This window comes from Nostoc sp. MS1, assembly GCF_019976755.1.
Lineage (GTDB): Bacteria > Cyanobacteriota > Cyanobacteriia > Cyanobacteriales > Nostocaceae > Trichormus.
Map to the genome: position 1 here is coordinate 2,969,318 of NZ_AP023441.1, position 17,629 is coordinate 2,986,946.

The window sequence follows — 17,629 nt, forward strand, 5'->3', positions numbered from 1 at the left end:
TATCCTAAGATAGATAATACTAGTTCGTAATTCGTAATTCGTAATTGGTATCAATACTCAGCACGCGCTAAACGCGCCGCTACCGCTAACACAACTCACAACTCTATTTATTATCAAGAAAGCGAGTAGCAAAATTTTGCGATCGCGTGGGTGATAATGCTCTAGCCTTGAGAATTGCTGCCATCAAGAAAGCGTAAGACAAGACCCCAACAACGACTAAGAGTAAATTATTGCTGTGTCCTGCGGTATTCCATAAAGCATGAAGTGCGGCGGCGCTGAGATAGCCAACTGCAAGAATTTGTTTAGCATGACGGGGTTTGAGTGCAGCCAACCCGATAAAATATCCCAAATAGCCACTATAAGCCATGTGTCCGGCTGGCAAACCTAATATTCTGGCAATTAAGACTTGTAAACCAACATCTGTACCCGCTTGTATGGACGCGGCTGGTACATATTGACCGAGAGTTTCTAATAAAGTGAAGCCAACAGCCGAAGCTGTTCCTAAAAGAATCCCATCCAAAGGTTCCCAAATACCGATCCGCTCCCGCCAAGGTGATGGTAGTCCTAAAGCGATGAGATATGCTGCCAATATAGGTAAGGCTTTGAGTAATTCTTCCATTAACCCAGCGCCAAAAAAGTACCCCACAAATAACTCTGTGAGGCTGTTGACTGGTTGATCTACGGCTGGTACGTCGCCAGGAAGAACTACACGAAAAATGTAAATGAATAAATTTAATATCGGACTGAGCAAAATTAACGTTGTCGTCAAAGCTGCACCGACTAAGACCCACCAAGGTTTAGGTTTGCCGCACAGTTGGTAAATAAAATAGTAAGCAGCTAAGGCGATATAAGTTGCTACTATGACTTGATTAGCTTGTGGCCTGCCTACCGTGGCAAACATCAACACTACAAATACTACTGTCAGTATTCCTGGGACAAGGTAAGCTTTACGTGTCAAATCCTTCCCAGTGGAAATGATGGGAAACAGTTGAGTAAAGCTAACCGAATCTGGCTTTTGTGGGGAATTTTTAGCTGAAGGTAGAGGTGAAGCTTGATTGGTGATAACTGTAGGTTGGGGTGCAACGGCATACTCGAATAGAAATTCTGGGCCATCCGCGCCTAAAGAAATGCGATCGCCTGCGTGCAACTCCTGACACCCATACAAGCGCTGACCGTTTAAATAAGTACCATTGGCACTGTTTAAATCACAAAGTACCCAGCTAAATGTGTTATCGACAGATGAAGCGACGGGACGAACCACAGCATGACGGCGGGACACCATCCGATACATCATGGCATCTAAAACAACTTGGCAACTGGGGTCACGTCCAATTACTACCTCTTTACTGGTAAGCGAGTAGCGAGATTCTGATCCAAATGCCGCTCCATTACCAGACACTAGCCGCAGAAAAGCATTATGTCTTGCGTTTTTGCCTGTCATCGAGTAGGTTTTTCCAAACTAATTCCTAAAATACCTTGGCATTGGAGGTTAAATTGACCGCGCCAATAGCAGCATTGATAAGTACACTATAGCTTTACTCTTTGCGAATAAATTTAAAATTCACTCATACAAAATTTAAAATTATTTCTCTTAATTTTGACAAGTCTTCTTTTTATAAAAAGTATAGTTTGTACTTTATTTATTAGATGTGTCAATTATAAAAATCCTGTAATTAATAAAAAGTACAGATAGTAAACAAATTTTGACAGTTGACAGTTGATAGTTGACAGTTGACAGTTAGCAATTGTTCTGACTTGCTCCCTCATTTCCCCCCACTCTCTACTTACAGGCTTTTTGCTGCAAATATGCCACTAGCTGTTCCCCTGCACTGTCAATGTGGTGTTTGAGTAAGGGAACAGCTATTTTAATGTCTCGTTTTCGGCACGCCTCTAAAAGTTGATAGTGTTCTTTTTGAGAAAATTCTTGGTAGTCCATTTGCGCCATTTGCACCCGGACGTAGCGATCGCAATTTATATGTAATGTCTTAATCATCCCTAACAGGCGTGGACGTTCGGCTGTGGCGTAAAGGGTGGAATGAAATTCCCAGTTTAATTTTGCTAATTCACCAGCATCAGTAGCTTGGTTGCTGGCTTCCAATATTACTGCCGCTTTTTCTATATCTATTTCCCTAATTTTGGGAATGGCTAACTGTATCGCTGTTACTTCCAAGGCGCTACGAATTTCACAAATTTCCTGTAATTCCGCCGCCGTCAGTACGGAAACGATCGCACCACGATTAAGATGCAGTGTCACTAAGCCTTCCGCTTCCAACTGCCGCAATGCTTCCCGCACAGGAATACGGCTGACACCAAACTGTGTGGCAATTTCGTCTTGTCTGAGAGATTGTCCTTCCGCAAAGATGCCGCGTAGAATCGCTTCCCGCAAAGCATCGGCAATTAAATCGGGGGTGCTGCGTTGTTGTTGCAGCACGTTAGCAGCTAGTTGAGTTAAATCCATAATTTATATTGTATACAATTTATGTTATTGTATACAATATCCAAAATAATTCCCTTAAACCAATGGGAGACAGTTATGAGTATGGAATCCACAGCAGATAGAGTTATCATCTTCGACACCACCCTGAGAGATGGCGAACAGTCTCCAGGTGCAACCCTCAATGTAGAAGAAAAGCTAGCGATCGCTCATCAACTGGCTCTCTTAGGTGTAGATGTAATAGAAGCTGGTTTTGCTGTGACTAGTTCTGGGGATTTTCAAGCGGTGAAAACCATTGCTGAAAAAGTCGGAACCCCTGATGGCCCAGTGATTTGTAGTTTGGCAAGAGCGGTACGCCAAGATATTCAAGTCGCCGCCGAGGCTTTGAAAGGTGCAGCGCGTCGGCGCATCCACACATTTATTGCCACCTCGGATATTCACCTGCAATATCAGTTGAAAAAATCTCGTAGCGAAGTATTGGCGATCGCAGAGGAAATGGTTGCCTATGCGAAATTGTTTGTAGATGATGTAGAATTTTCGCCAATGGATGCCAGCCGTACCGAAAGAGAGTTTTTGTATCAGGTATTGGAGAGGGCGATCGCCGCAGGTGCAACTACAATTAATATTCCTGACACTGTTGGTTACTGCACACCCAAGGAAATGGGTAATTTAATTCAAGGGATTCGCCAAAACGTCGCCAATATTGACCAAGTAATTTTGTCAATTCACACACAAAATGATTTAGGTTTGGCAACAGCCAACGCTTTGGCAGCAATTGAAAACGGTGTGCGTCAGGTAGAGTGTACGATTAATGGTATTGGCGAACGAGCGGGAAATGCAGCCTTAGAAGAAATTGTTATGGCTTTACAGGTTCGCAAACATTATTTCAATCCCTATTTTGGGCGTGTAGTAGATAGTGATGTACCCTTAACCAATATCAAAACCCAGGAAATTTATAGAACTTCCTCCTTGGTTTCCCAATTAACAGGGATGCTGATTCAACCGAATAAAGCGATCGTTGGTGCTAACGCTTTCGCCCATGAATCGGGGATTCATCAAGATGGGGTAATTAAGCATCGTCAGACTTACGAAATTATGGAAGCTGCATCTATTGGCTTGCCAGAAAACAAGATTGTCTTAGGTAAGCACTCTGGTAGAAATGCTTTTCGGACTCGGTTGAAAGAATTAGGTTTTGAATTGGGCGAGGCGGAATTAAATAAAGCCTTCAATCGGTTTAAAGAAGTCGCCGATAAGAAAAAAGAAATGTCGGATTTGGATTTAGAGGCGATAGTCAGAGATGAAACCCAAATTCAAGTAGACAGTGGTTTTCAGATAGAACACGTACAGGTAATTTGCGGTGACTGTACTTGTCCGACTGCAACTATCACTATTGTCACCCCTGACGGCAAAATTATCACCGATGCCAGTGTGGGTACAGGCCCAGTAGATGCGGTGTACCAAGCTATTAATCGCTTAGTGCAGATTCCTAATCAATTGATTGAGTTTTCTGTGCAGTCGGTGACGGGTGGAATTGATGCACTGGGAACGGTAACAATTCGCTTAGAATATCAAGGGCAAATATTCTCTGGACAAGCATCTGATACTGATATTGTAGTGGCGGCTGCTTATGCTTATATCAATGCTGTCAATCGTCTTTATCGGTATTTGGAAACGCAGAAGTCGGTTTTGGTAACTTCTTAACTTTGTGGTTTAATGAGTGATTTTAACCACAGAGGCACGGAGAACACAGAGGAGAAATAACAAAGGGGTTTTATGGATTGATGAGAATCTGCCATAAAACCCTTATTAATTTAATGCTGAGTGTTGTTAAAAATTTGCAGGTATAACTAAAGTCCGGCTAACTGACTACCTGTTTGTCTAGCGTTGACTAGATATAAGTTATCTTGTCCGCGTCTGGGTGTGAATACAAAGGGTTGTTCGCGTGCTGGCTGTTGTAGGCGAGGAGGAAGCAGTGCGAAGATATTTTGGAAATCGACTGTAATTTGCTTGGTAGCGCCATCAACTATAAAACAAGATTGATTGCCGCTACTTTGATAGTTATCATATAAAGCATTAAGCGCTTTAGCACTTAAGTCTTTGGCAGGAGAAACATAAACTAAGTACTTCTTGGCATCTAGTTCCTTAGCTTTTGCGATCGCTTTGTTGGCATCTGTGAAGAATGCAATTTGCGTATCTTTAATTTGCAAAGGGCAGGATAGCGCTGGATCTCCAGCTACTACTGTGTAGAGTTTTTGTCCAGAAGGGGCATTAACGCTAAACAATTCGTTACCTGCTGTTTGGGCTTGTGCAGCTTGGAAATCAAACCAAGCTTTAGTGACAGAACCATCACCCAACTTCTCAACTAAACCGGGTAACAGTTTTTGAAATTCTTCTTTAGTTTGGGGAAAAGGAACGCCTTGAGGAATTTCCTGTGCTGGAATCGCTACAGCGTATTGTAATATATCGTGATATACGCTGTACCCTTGTTTCTGGTCTTCTGGGTTATTGTAAAGGCTAGTTATACCTAATGCTGGTTTGGGGGAAGACTGCGCGAGGGCAGGGCTTAATCCGCCTAGCCAAAGAACAAAGGTGAGAGTTACGGCTAAGAAGTAGGTAAACTTTTTCACAAAAATCTTCCGTTGTAACGTTGACTGGATTATTAGGTGGTGTCTTAACAAGAATCTGCAAATATTCCGGTTGGATTATTTGCATCAAGTTGTTTTATTAGACACGCTATTTGTTAAAGGTTTATGCTGAAACTTTGTATGCCAAATTAAGCGCCAGACAATATATGTAGCAAGGCACTAATCTATGGAAACAATAGTTTTAGACAAGTTTTAGACTGCTAAACCCGGATTTCTCACAAGCAGTAAAAAATAAATTTACATGACCTGATGTGAGGCTCTTTTCTGATACATCATCAATCAAAATTTAGGCGCAGAGATAAATTAAGTATAAAACCGAAGTTGTTAAGTAAAAATGATTACTATTTTTTATTGCTGGTAAAATTAAAATGCTCTGTTCATAAAATATCCGCATTCCAAAACAGGACTTGAATCGGCCCAAGCCCAAAGTATCATTGATTAGAAATAAGCAAAAGGCAATTTAATTTCAATTTAAGCAGTATTAGGGAGCATTTTTAAACGTCTATGAGCAGTAGCAAATATATGTTTGTATGGACAAGAACTAGTAATTGCAATTAAAATACGGCGTGTACTTATAGTAATTAAAGCTCCTAACTTCAATAACTTGGTACGAATAGTTCCAACAGTGGCATTTTGTAATTCAGTTTTAGCTAAACATTTTTGACGCAACGCATTCATCAAAACGTAAGCAACAGAAGAAAACCACAGACGTAATTGATTTCCCGCAAACGTGTGGGTGCTTGTTCTATCACTAAAAAGTTCTAATTGTTGTTCTTTAAAGCGATTTTCCATCTCCCCTCGCTGACAATATTTTTGTTTATACAGTTGACTAGGAGGTACTTTATTAGTAGCTAAAGAAGTTACAACAAAACGAATTTTAGCTCCCTTCGTCCCATATTCAACCTTACAAACAACACGACGACTACGACTCCAAGATTCACGGGTTTGATAGTCTAAAGACTTGTACCAAATTGAGTTATCAATCAAATCTTCCGCAAGCGAAGGAAGTTGTTCATCTGGCTGAAATACTGTTTCTAAAAATGAAACTACTGTTGATAGTTTTTGCTCAAACTCAAGCGAGGCTCTATTTTGAGTCGTCGTAGTCATCCCAATTAAACGACTATTTTGCGCCAATCCAAAAACATAATCTAAACCGGGCTGTGATTCACACCACCTCATGATATCGTCCCTAGAATAGGCACTATCTCCACGTACTAAAATCTCAACATTCTTCCATTGTTGACGTATTTGTTTAATCACTCTCTGTAGTTCTGATAATGCCCCAAATGCTGGGTCTACATTTGAAGGGCGAAGTTTGGATGCTAACAGATGTTTTCCACAAAATATATACAGTGGAGCATAGCAGTATCCCCCATAATAAGTATTGAAGAAAACTTGCTCCTGATTGCCGTGTACTAAGTCATCAGTTACATCTAAATCCAAAATAATTTGTCTTGGCTCTTTGGCGTAAGATTCTAGAAATATTTTGACAAATAAACTTTCAATCTCTGATCGAGAATGCCCGATTTTATGATAACGACTGTCTACTCCTTGTTCTATCTCTTCAGGGCAATGTTCCAGTCGGTTTAATGTACTTTTTCCTGCCAATATTGCAGGCTCATCCTCTATTCCAATTGTTTTTAAGACTGCTAGAGCAAACATCGGGTCATGACGTAATTCCTCGTGGTCATTTAAGTCTTCATATCCCATGACTAACCCGTATATACGTTGTTTAATTAAACTCTCTACTGAATGGTCAACTCGATTTGGCTGACGGTAATCTTGGAAACACTGTGCAAATTTTGATGTGATTTCTAATTTTCTGTCTATTTCCGCAATTAAGCTTAATCCTGCATCCGATGTTACCGTCCCACCCTGAAAATTAACTACAATCGGGTGTGATTTTTCCCCGGAGAATTTGAATTGTTTTGGTGTAATATCTGTGAAAGTCGGGGTCATGGTTTATAACTGCTGGAATGCTTATCCTATATACATTTTCGCAGTTTTTGACCCCCTTTTTTTATCTCTTTGTGAGAAATCCGGGTAAAGCGTAGCATCTGTGACACACTGTATTCGCTATTTTTTCAGTGGTCAATCTTCTTAATAAAACTTAATATTAGTTATATATACGGACTGAGTACTGAGATTGCGTGTTGCTATTGAGAGGAATTAAAGCTGGTTAACAAGTATTTCAAGTTAGCAATAGTAGCTATTTTTTATAATTCTTAACTTATTGTCTGTGTATAAAGAATAATAATTTTAGCCATGAATTTGTGTTATTAATAACATATAATTTATTGGTATAAAAGCTATTTTTTTAAATGAAAGCTTCAGACCTAGCTTTGTCAGAAAAGTTTGATATTACTAACTGCGATCGCGAACCTATTCACATACCTGGATTGATACAACCTCATGGAGTTCTGATAGTTTTACAAGAGCCAGAGTTAAAAATTATCCAAGTTAGTGAAAATACGAATGCTTTTTTCGGTCTCTCAGCAGAATCTTTAATTGGTAAACACTTAAGCTACTTAATATCACCTGAGCAAGTAAGTAAAATTCAAAGCTTCTTCACCCAAGAGAATCAAGTACTTATTCAACTACTGAAAATAAATCATCAAATTCTCAATAGTAACCATGAAATTGCTGAATTACTTAAGTCTGTATTTTTCTTAAGTATTATCCATCGCTGTGAGGGAGTTTTAATTTTAGAACTAGAACCTCAAGTATCAAAAGCGACGAGTAATTATTTAGAAAATTATCAAGTATTAGAAAAAGCCGTTAACAACATCCGTAATTCTAAGACTTTAGCAGAACTATATGAAAATATTACTCATGAATTGAGACAAATTACGCAGTTTGACAGGGTGGTGATTTACAAATTTGAAGCAGATAACAGTGGAGTGATTATAGCCGAAGATAAACAAAGTCATTTAGATAGCTACTTAGGACTACATTATCCAGCTTCCGATATTCCAGCGCAAGCGCGAAGACTTTATTATCAAAAATGGCTGCGACTCATCCCAGATGTTAATTATCAACCTGTGCAATTAATTCCTACAAATAATCCCCTCACAGGTACACCACTCGATTTAAGCGATGCTGTATTGAGAAGCGTTTCACCCTTACATATAGAGTATTTACAAAATATGGGTGTGGCGGCTACTGTTTGTGTTTCCTTGATTAATGAAAATAGGCTTTGGGGTTTGATAGCTTGTCACCATTACACACCTAAAAATGTTGATTATGAAGTTCGCAAAGTGTGTGAATTTATTGGCAAGTTTGCATCAGTAGAATTGCTGAATCAACAAGAGCGATCGCTCTATTCGTACCGCCAACAAGTCAAGCTAATTCAAGAACAGTTAAGACAAGCATTATCAGATGACTCTGAATACATTGGTGGTGTGTTTAAACGCAATGAAACTAACTTATTGAATTTAGTACAAGCACAAGGGGCGGCGATATTATTAGCGGGACAACTAACCCTACTGGGAGTTACGCCAACGGTATCAGATACGCAAGCGATCGTTAGTTGGCTGATGAGCCAAAATACTCAAGAAATTATTTATACAGATTCCTTACCTCAACTCTATCCCAAAGCTGGAGACTTTAAAGATAAAGCTTGTGGTTTATTAGCAATTTCAATTGTTCTCAATCACAGTTCTTATCACATTATCTGGTTTAGAGCAGAGCAAATTCATACAGTTAATTGGGCAGGTAATCCTCATAAACCAGTGACTATTGATCCAGATAATAGCCTGCGTTTGTCTCCGCGTAAATCATTTGAATTGTGGAAAGAAACAGTCAAAGATAAATCATTACCGTGGCAACATTTTGATATTGAAGTTGCTCACGAAATGAAAAATAATTTGATGCTGGCTGCATTAGAGTTTTCTCATACAGCACTCAAACAAGCCGCAGAACATGCAGAAATTGCTAACCGCGCCAAGAGCCAATTTCTAGCTAAGATGAGTCATGAATTACGCACGCCACTTAATGCTATTTTAGGCTTTACCCAACTTATCGCCCGTAATCAATCTTTATCCCATGAAGATAGAGAAAATCTCGACATTATTAGTAGGAGTGGTGAACATCTATTAGGGTTAATTAATGATGTTTTAGAAATGTCTAAAATAGAAGCTGGACAATTAACCCTGAATGAAAACTATTTTGACCTACATCGGCTGCTTTACTCAATTCGGGAGATGTTTGCCTTAAAAGCGGCAGAAAAAGGGTTATATTTAAGTATTTATTTAAGTCCAGAAGTTAATCAATATGTTTGTGGAGATGAAAACAAACTCAGCCAAATATTAATTAACCTCATCGGTAATGCCATCAAATTCACAGTTATTGGTCATGTTGCGCTCAAAGTTTATTATCCGCCTGATTGTGCAGTATCTACAGGCAAAGTAATAATTGAATTTGAAGTTGAAGATACAGGACTAGGAATTGATTCTGAAGATATAGAGTTAATTTTTGATGCTTTTGTACAAGCCAAAAGTGGACGACAATTTACACAAGGTACAGGTTTAGGTTTACCTATTAGCCGCCAGTTTGCCAGACTGATGGGAGGCGAGGTAACAGTCAAGAGTATTTTAAATCAAGGTACAACTTTTACTTGCCGTATCCAACTAACTGTAGCAGAAACAGTTGATGTGCTTCCTCTAGCACAAATTACGAGGAGAGTCATCGGTTTAGAGCCTGGACAACCGCATTATCGAATTCTCATTGTTGAGGATATTCAAGAAAATCGGCAACTGATGGTCAAACTTTTGGAGTCTGTGGGTTTTGAAGTTTGTGCTGCGGAAAACGGTTTACAAGCTCTTAATATCTGCAAGGAATGGCAACCGCACCTGATTTGGATGGATATCCAAATGCCTGTATTAAATGGGTATGAGGCAACTAATCAAATTAGAGCTATGCCGCAAGGAAAAAACATAGCAATTATTGCTTTAACAGCAAATGTTTTTGAGGAAGATAGAAAAGCTGTTTTAAAAGTTGGCTTTGATGATTTTGTCGCTAAACCTTTTGAAGAAACAACTCTTTTCGACAAAATGTCAGACTGTCTTGGTGTGCGTTATATTTATGCCGAAAGTTCCCCCCAAAAGTTACCTGAACCAAAGAAAATATCTCTACAGTTAACAGTAGCAGATTTGCAAATTATGCCAGCCGACTGGATTGCTCAAGTTCATGAAGCGGCTCTGGTGATTGATGATGTAAGACTCTATGAGTTGCTCAATCAAATTCCCCAAAGTGAACAACAACTTGCTCATGCTTTAAAAGATTTAGTTGATAACTTTAATTTAGAAACTATCGTTAATCTTACCTATCCCCAATAAAAGCATATGTATATACCTCAATATTTTAATGAATCAGGACCTATTTTACTTGTTGATGATACCCCCGATAATCTACGGTTATTATCAAAGATTTTGGAATCTAAAGGCTTTAAGGTAAGAAAAACTGTAAGCGGTAAGATGGCAATTCAAGCGGCACAAATAGAGCCTCCTGATTTAATTTTACTCGACATTAATATGCCAGAAATCAACGGTTATGAAGTTTGCCGACAGTTGAAATCCCAAGAAAAAACTGCCCATATTCCGATTATTTTTATTAGTGCCTTAGACCAAGCTATAGATAAAGTGAAAGCTTTTGATATTGGTGGCGCAGATTACATTACCAAGCCTTTTCAAGAAGCCGAGGTTGTAGCTAGAGTGACGCACCAATTAATTATTCACCACCAGCAACAACAACTGCAAACACAAAACCAAAAATTACAGCAAGAAGTTCGCCAACGCCAACAGGTAGAAGCAAACTTAAAAAAAATACAGCGAGTTTATGAGGAGAAAGTTGTAGAATTGACCAATCAACTACAGCGATCGCTAGAATTAGTAGACAAAATACAACTCATCACGACTAAGCTGCATGATAGCTTGGCAGAAGCTGATATTTGGCAATTGGTAGTGCAAGAGTTAGCGGTGAGCTTAGAGCTAGAGAGTTGTTGTTTAACTAGCTGCGAACCAGAATTTTACAACTGCGCTATTACCCATCAATATGTGAACACTCAAGATAGTCAAGTCGGTCATCTGATTGAGTCATTGGTAAACTCGCCCAAATTTTATCAACAATTAGCGCCAGAAGATATTACTCAATTCTGCTTGTGGAAACCGAACTCAACCCAAGAGGAGGAACGCCAACAGACAATTCTCATCTACTCACTTTTTGACACCTACGGTATTTTCGGTAACTTGTGGCTGTTGAAGAAAAATGCAGAAATGTTCTCAGAATTGGAAATTCGCCTAGTCAAAGAGGTAGTTTATCACTGTGCGTTAGCCCTGCGTCAATCCCGACTTCATCCAGGTACATCAAGTATTGTTGGTGAATGTGTTTTATAAAGTTTTTGTGAACCAGATTGACGAGTAATAATTTATTTAGTACATATGTATTATAAAGATTTTTAGTTGTTTTAAAACTCCCATTACGCAATAGGAGAGCAAATTCATGAAACTATCCAAGATAGACTTGAGCAATTTAGTAGCTATCTCTCACTCTGATGGATGTTTGCAATTGTTGCTCGATAAAGGTCATGAATTTGAGTTTTTAGAAATTCCCGCACCAATACAAGCTTATGAAGGCTTGCAAGAACTGAACGAAATTGTCGCTGAAGCTAATGCACTTCCTTATGAAGAAGCAGCAATTGCTATGTTACCTGTGAACTCATCAATGGCGACAGCTGTTGGTTACGATAGCGAGGAACAGGTATTGCAGGTGGAATTTTACAATGGTGCAGTTTATCAATATTCGGGTATAGAAGCAGAAACTTGGGAAGATTTACAAGCAGCAGACTCTATTGGTCAGTTTTTTAATCAAGAGATTAAAGGTAAATATGAGTGTGACCGTTTAGATGAGATATGTGATTTTAATCAATGTAATTATTAATTTGTTCAATACTTATTATATAGTAGGGTTTGGTAATGGTTAATAGGTAATTCGTAATGAGAGAAAATAATTACCTATTACCAACCAAAGCAAACATATCGTAACTAATTAACCGGACTTGTATCATGTAATTAATTGTATAAATCCTTCATTATCTGCAATTTCATCAAAATCTATATCATTTGCAGCATCTTCTTTATATCGAGGATTGATAATAATTGCTTGTTGCAAATTGGCTAAAGCTAAGTTAACTTCTTTTTGCAGAGCATAACAAGCGGCTTTATTATAATAAGCACTGGCATAGTCTGGTTTAATTTCTAGTGCCTTATCAAAAGCAATTATTGCCTCATCATCAAAACCTAATCTAACTAAGCAATAGCCACGCTTATCCCAGATTTTAGGGGATTCTGGTTGCAATTTTAAGGCTTGGTTAAAAGATGCGATCGCATCTTCGTATGCTTCCAATTCTATCAGAGCCAAACCGCGATTTAACCAAACAACTCCATCATCAGGTTTAACTTGTGTGGCTTTGTCAAAGGCTGCGAATGCTTCCTGATGGCGACGGATATAGCCAAAGGCTACACCTAAATCACACCAAGCTTGATAATAGTCTGGTTGAATTTTAATCGCTTGATTGTAGGATTTTATCGCATCTTTGAAACGCTTTAACCTTGCCAGAGTAAGACCACGTTTAAACCAAGCTACAGAGTCATCAGCTTGAATTTTAACAGCTTGTTCGTAATAGGCGATCGCTTCTTCGTAAAGCTTTTGAGAAAACAGACTATCTCCCTGTTCAACACACTCATCAAATCTGACTTGTGGCTGTTCTGTTTCATTTATTGATTCTTCCGGCTGAGTTTCTTTTATTGGTTGCGATTCTAAAACTACAGCAGGTTGATTTGCCACTAATTCTTGTAAAATTTCATCCTTGCTTTGTTGAGCATCTAATTGTATTTCTGAGATTTGGTTGATAAACTCTGTTTTTAATTGTTCTAGCTTTTCTAGAATCAGAAATTTTTGTTGTTGAGCGTTAGATTGTATTTCCGAAAATTGGGAAACAAACTCTGAGCCAGATTTTTCTAATTCTGTAATTATTTGAGTTTTGCTATTTTCGGCATTTATTTTTAGTTCAGATATATATGATGCAAACTCTGATTGAAATCGGGTTAACTCTTGTTGTGTTTGCACTTGTAATTCAGACACTTGAGCTTGGAATAAACTTTTCAATTCCTCTAAACTTTGTAAAACCCTATCCTTTTCTAGCTGCACATCTGACTGCAACTGATTGAAATTATTGCCCAGGCTATCTTTTTCATTTTGGGCTGCTAATTGCAATTCGTTAACTTGAGAATTAAAACTACTTGCTACTTCTTGGATATTTCTTATCTGAATATCTTTTTGTTGTTGTAAATCTTGCTGTAATTCTGCTTGCCAGCGATTTAAGTTATCAATAATGTTATTTCTATGTTGTTGAGTTTCAGATTGTATATTTAATAAATTATTATTAAAGTCAACTCTAGTATTATCTATGTTTCCTAAAACTAACTTTTGGTGTTCCTCAGCTTTGTTTTGTAGTTCGACAAGTTGGCTACTAAGGAGTGATTCTATCTGAAATATATTCTCTAGGGTTATATCTCTTTGCTTTTGCGTATCTAACTCAGATTGAGAAAGCCTGTTGGTAAAGTCCAAAACTAAAGTTTCTATCTTGCTCTGAAAATTGCCAATCTCTGCTGTGATTTGTGCTAAGTTATCTGTTTTAGCTTGTAACAATTCAGATGTAGCAAAAGATAGATTTTCTTGTTCGATTTTAATTTTTTGTTGTAAAGCTTCAGTTTCTTTTTCTAAGACCCGATTAATATTTTTAGCATCTTGGATGAGGTTTTCGGCATCTTGTTTCACAATAACTAACTGATTTTCTAACTTTTCTACTCCCTCAAATTGAGACATTGCTCGATTCACGATTTCCCGAATGGCAACTCGGCGCAATAACCAAAATAAAGCGATGATAGCGACAGGAAATAAGCTCAGGATAACTAACCAGATATTGAGGAGGATGGTTGTACGGCTGAAAGCTTGCTCAAAATCAGCTTGAATTTGTGCGCGTTCTTTTTTATCTGCACGCAACTTCGTTAATTCTTCTCGTTCCTGATTTGTGAGTGCTTGAGCAACAATTTGTTGTTGCGTGGTTGATGGTGTCTGTCCACGGCTAATATCAGCACACAGCAGCAACGGCGAAAAGATTAAAGCACCTTTCAAAATCAGGGATACAACAAATTGATTCTTGCTCGTCATTACAACCATCCTCATTTGTTGTGCGTATCTCCTAATCTATAACAGAATTTTGTGGTGAACGACGATGCAGCCTGAATTTTACTTTAGAGTCATTGGGGTTTCTGGGGTGGCGGTGCTAATTCCTTGCACCGTCAACACTGAACAAGGAGCATGATGTAAAACATAATTGCTAACACTACCCAGTAGAAACTCACTCAAACCATGTAAACCCCGACGACCGAGAATAATTAAGTCAGCATTCCAACTCCGGGCAATTTCACAAATCAAGCGACTAGGCTCACCCAATTCTTGAGTAAAATCAACTGTGACACCTTTAGCGATCGCCTGATTAGTCAGCAGTGTCAAAAAGTCTATCCCCTCTTGCTTAAGCGTGTTCCATTGACCTATGTAATACTCAACAGCATCAGTTGGAGTTTTATAAGAACTGCGCGTTTCTATTGAGTCAGGATTCAAGTAATCTTCATCAAAAGGTGAGACAACGTGTAGCAACAACAATTCAGCATTAGTCGCCACCGCCAAAGATACAGCTTTCTCGAATACCTGCTTACCCACTTCAGTATTGTTTACCGCCACCAAAATTTTGTTAAACATAATTTTATTAGTCATTAGTCATTAGTCAACAGTCCATAGTCAAAAGTTGTTCTCCTCTACTCCCACATCTCCCCCCACTCCCTCATCTGAACTACCTTCCGCCTCAGCAATTTCCAACAAAGTCTTAAGCACTGAATCAGGGTTAAGGCTGATGGAATCAATTCCTTGTTCGACTAAGAAACAGGCAAATTCTGGGTAATCACTTGGTGCTTGACCGCAGATACCAATTTTACATCCGTGCTGTTTGACAGTGGCGATCGCTTTCGCTATCATCCGCTTAACGGCTTCGTCACGTTCATCAAATAAATGGGCGACTAACTCCGAATCTCTATCTAGTCCCAGTGTTAACTGTGTCAAGTCATTGGAACCAATGGAGAAACCATCAAATACTTGACAAAATTCGTCTGCTAACTCCACGTTACTGGGTAACTCACACATGACATAAACTTGTAAGTCGTTTTCCCCCCGCACTAACCCATGTTTCGCCATCTCTGCTAATACCCGCCGTCCTTCGTTGGGAGTGCGGCAGAAGGGAACCATTAAGATGACGTTGGTTAAACCCATGTCGTCGCGGACTCGTTTCATGGCTTGACATTCTAGGGCGAAACCTTCGCTGTAACGGGGGTCATAGTAGCGAGAAGCACCACGCCAGCCAATCATCGGGTTTTCTTCTTTAGGTTCAAACTGTCTACCGCCTAAGAGGTTGGCGTATTCATTACTTTTGAAGTCAGAGAGGCGGACTATGACAGGTTTGGGATAAAATGCAGCTGCGATCGTGGCAATTCCTTGAGCTAGTTTATCGACAAAGAATTGGGCTTTATCTTCGTATTGGGCAGTTAATTCTGCAATTTTGTATTTAGCTAATTCGTCTGCCAACTCATCGAAGTGAATCAATGCCATAGGATGGGCTTTGATGTGGTTGTTTATAATAAACTCCATCCTGGCCAATCCTACCCCATCATTAGGAATGCTCCTTAAGCCAAAGGCTTCTTCGGGATTGCCCAAATTCATCATAATTTGGGTACGGGTGCGGGGCAATTTTTCTAGCGGAATTTCTTTGATTTCGTAGGGTAACAAACCAGAGTAGACTTTACCTGTTTCCCCTTCTGCACAGCTAACAGTAATTTCCTGTCCAGTTTTTAAAATAGTAGTCGCATTACCACAACCCACGATCGCCGGGATACCCAACTCCCTAGCAATAATCGCTGCGTGACAAGTTCTACCACCAGAGTTAGTGACAATGGCACTAGCCCGTTTCATAATTGGTTCCCAATCTGGATCAGTGCGGTTAGTAACTAACACTTCTCCCGCTTGAAACTGGTTAATTTGATGGACATCTAGAATTACTCTGGCTTTACCTTGTCCAATCATTTCCCCAACACTGCGACCAGTAATAATAGGTGTAAGAGATTGAGTATTTTCTTCTCCATTTCTTGACAAGTGATAATTCCGCAGTACATTATTTGTTTTCTGCGATTGCACCGTTTCTGGACGCGCTTGGACAATGAACAATTCATTAGTTAAACCATCTTTCGCCCATTCAATATCCATTGGTGTGTAGACACCACGCACTTGAGAATAGTGTTCCTCAATGATGTAAGCCCAATGTGCTAGTTGTAAGATGTCTTCATCGTTGAGGGCGAAAACGTTGCGTTCTGAGTGAGGAACGGAAACGTTTTTAGTCAATTTTGAACCGCCCAAGTCATACACCATTTTAATTTCTTTAGTGCCGAGGCGCTTTTTAATAACTGAGCGGTATCCTTGTTTCAGAGTTGGTTTAAATACTAAATACTCATCGGGGTTAACTGCGCCTTGGACGACATTTTCCCCCAAACCATAGGCGGCTGTAATCAAAGCTGCATCTTTAAACCCGGTTTCCGTATCAATGGAGAACATCACCCCAGAAGTAGCCAAGTCAGAACGCACCATTTTTTGTACACCGACCGAAAGGGCAATATTGAAGTGGTCAAAGCCTTTGATTTGACGATAGGAGATGGCGCGATCGGTGAAAATGGAAGCAAAACACTTGTGACAAGATTCGAGGACGGCTGGTAAACCGTGGACATTGAGGTAAGTTTCTTGTTGTCCTGCAAAGCTTGCGTCAGGTAAATCCTCAGCCGTGGCGCTAGAACGGACGGCGACATCGGTATCAGCACCGTATTCTTGACAGAGGTTGGTGTAGGCTTGGGCGATCGCATCTTGTAATGCTGTCGGGAAAGGAGTTTGCAACATTAGTAACCTAGCTTGTTTACCACGCTGGCGTAAATTCTGCACATCCTCTACATCTAAATCTGCAAAAATCTCTCTTAATTTAGCTTCTAACCCGGCGGAGGAAATGAAATATCTATAAGCAAAAGCAGTAGTAGCGAACCCAGTCGGAACTTTCACACCCTTACGCCGCAATTGCTGAATCATCTCACCCAAGGAGGCATTTTTTCCACCTACTAAGGGGATATCTGCAATTCCCACTTGATTCAGAGGTAACACTAGAACTTGTTCTTTAGAAACTAAATCAGATTGGGAATTTATTAGTATGTTTACCATGATGAATTTTCCTATAACTCAAAGACTTAGTGTGTAGTCCAGTTATCTACTTTTAAGTCTCACACTCATGTTTATAGGAACTTATTTTGAGGAACTTGTGAGGACACTTCCTAACCCTAAATTTAGGGTTTTTAAACTGCCGAGGCTGCTTGTATTTGTGTAATAGCAGTCTATAGCCGTCGATTTG

At 39.4% G+C, this 17,629-nt stretch carries 11 protein-coding genes; 4 read left to right on the forward strand and 7 right to left on the reverse strand.

Going from position 1 to position 17,629, the window contains the following annotated elements; all coding sequences use genetic code 11:
• Positions 1-103 precede the first annotated feature (103 nt).
• Both NSMS1_RS12875 and NSMS1_RS12880 read right to left on the reverse strand, forming a co-directional pair.
• The gene (locus tag NSMS1_RS12875) at positions 104-1,441 is read right to left on the reverse strand and encodes a PrsW family glutamic-type intramembrane protease (RefSeq protein WP_224093715.1); all 1,338 of its coding nucleotides are present in this window, start codon (positions 1,439-1,441) and stop codon (positions 104-106) included.
• A gap of 339 nt (positions 1,442-1,780) precedes the next feature.
• Positions 1,781-2,458, reverse strand: a complete 678-nt coding sequence (locus NSMS1_RS12880) for a GntR family transcriptional regulator (RefSeq protein WP_224093721.1) — start codon at positions 2,456-2,458, stop codon at positions 1,781-1,783.
• Between the two features lie 75 nt (positions 2,459-2,533).
• Here NSMS1_RS12880 and NSMS1_RS12885 point away from each other — a divergent pair, with 75 nt between their 5' ends.
• The gene (locus NSMS1_RS12885; RefSeq protein ID WP_411908679.1) at positions 2,534-4,135 is read left to right on the forward strand and encodes a 2-isopropylmalate synthase; all 1,602 of its coding nucleotides are present in this window, start codon (positions 2,534-2,536) and stop codon (positions 4,133-4,135) included.
• A gap of 146 nt (positions 4,136-4,281) precedes the next feature.
• Here the strand turns inward: NSMS1_RS12885 and NSMS1_RS12890 are convergent, their stop codons facing one another.
• Both NSMS1_RS12890 and NSMS1_RS12895 read right to left on the reverse strand, forming a co-directional pair.
• A complete protein-coding gene (locus NSMS1_RS12890; protein ID WP_224093723.1) occupies positions 4,282-5,061 on the reverse strand; it encodes a hypothetical protein in 780 nt (259 codons plus the stop codon).
• Between the two features lie 489 nt (positions 5,062-5,550).
• Positions 5,551-7,038, reverse strand: coding sequence for an IS1380 family transposase (locus tag NSMS1_RS12895; protein ID WP_224093400.1), 1,488 nt, complete (start codon positions 7,036-7,038; stop codon positions 5,551-5,553).
• A gap of 362 nt (positions 7,039-7,400) precedes the next feature.
• Between NSMS1_RS12895 and NSMS1_RS12900 the strand changes: the two genes are divergently transcribed.
• From NSMS1_RS12900 to NSMS1_RS12910, 3 genes are all read left to right on the forward strand, one after another.
• Positions 7,401-10,415: a response regulator gene (locus NSMS1_RS12900; protein WP_224093726.1), complete on the forward strand. Its 3,015-nt coding sequence runs from the start codon at positions 7,401-7,403 to the stop codon at positions 10,413-10,415.
• A 6-nt stretch (positions 10,416-10,421) separates the two neighbouring features.
• Positions 10,422-11,471, forward strand: a complete 1,050-nt coding sequence (locus NSMS1_RS12905; RefSeq protein WP_224093729.1) for a response regulator — start codon at positions 10,422-10,424, stop codon at positions 11,469-11,471.
• A gap of 106 nt (positions 11,472-11,577) precedes the next feature.
• Positions 11,578-12,015 (forward strand): KTSC domain-containing protein, encoded by a 438-nt coding sequence (locus NSMS1_RS12910; RefSeq protein ID WP_224093732.1) that lies wholly within the window; start codon positions 11,578-11,580, stop codon positions 12,013-12,015.
• Between the two features lie 123 nt (positions 12,016-12,138).
• Here the strand turns inward: NSMS1_RS12910 and NSMS1_RS12915 are convergent, their stop codons facing one another.
• The 3 genes from NSMS1_RS12915 to ppsA all read right to left on the reverse strand — a co-directional run bounded on the left by NSMS1_RS12915 (position 12,139) and on the right by ppsA (position 17,442).
• Positions 12,139-14,307 carry a tetratricopeptide repeat protein gene (locus tag NSMS1_RS12915; protein WP_224093734.1) on the reverse strand — a complete coding sequence of 723 codons (2,169 nt, stop codon included), beginning with the start codon at positions 14,305-14,307 and terminating at the stop codon, positions 12,139-12,141.
• 78 nt (positions 14,308-14,385) lie between these two features.
• Positions 14,386-14,898: a universal stress protein gene (locus NSMS1_RS12920; protein WP_224095221.1), complete on the reverse strand. Its 513-nt coding sequence runs from the start codon at positions 14,896-14,898 to the stop codon at positions 14,386-14,388.
• Positions 14,899-14,937: 39 nt separating this feature from the next.
• Complete coding sequence (gene ppsA, locus NSMS1_RS12925) at positions 14,938-17,442, reverse strand: phosphoenolpyruvate synthase (protein WP_224093748.1); 2,505 nt, start codon at positions 17,440-17,442, stop codon at positions 14,938-14,940.
• Positions 17,443-17,629 lie beyond the last annotated feature (187 nt).

Coding starts and splice junctions, on each gene's coding strand:
- NSMS1_RS12875 (WP_224093715.1), bottom strand. CDS start 1,441: ATGACAGGCAAAAACGCAAGACATAATGCTTTTCTGCGGCTAGTGTCT.
- NSMS1_RS12910 (WP_224093732.1), top strand. CDS start 11,578: ATGAAACTATCCAAGATAGACTTGAGCAATTTAGTAGCTATCTCTCAC.
- NSMS1_RS12915 (WP_224093734.1), bottom strand. CDS start 14,307: ATGACGAGCAAGAATCAATTTGTTGTATCCCTGATTTTGAAAGGTGCT.
- NSMS1_RS12885 (WP_411908679.1), top strand. CDS start 2,534: ATGAGTATGGAATCCACAGCAGATAGAGTTATCATCTTCGACACCACC.
- NSMS1_RS12895 (WP_224093400.1), bottom strand. CDS start 7,038: ATGACCCCGACTTTCACAGATATTACACCAAAACAATTCAAATTCTCC.
- ppsA (WP_224093748.1), bottom strand. CDS start 17,442: ATGGTAAACATACTAATAAATTCCCAATCTGATTTAGTTTCTAAAGAA.
- NSMS1_RS12920 (WP_224095221.1), bottom strand. CDS start 14,898: ATGTTTAACAAAATTTTGGTGGCGGTAAACAATACTGAAGTGGGTAAG.
- NSMS1_RS12905 (WP_224093729.1), top strand. CDS start 10,422: ATGTATATACCTCAATATTTTAATGAATCAGGACCTATTTTACTTGTT.
- NSMS1_RS12880 (WP_224093721.1), bottom strand. CDS start 2,458: ATGGATTTAACTCAACTAGCTGCTAACGTGCTGCAACAACAACGCAGC.
- NSMS1_RS12900 (WP_224093726.1), top strand. CDS start 7,401: ATGAAAGCTTCAGACCTAGCTTTGTCAGAAAAGTTTGATATTACTAAC.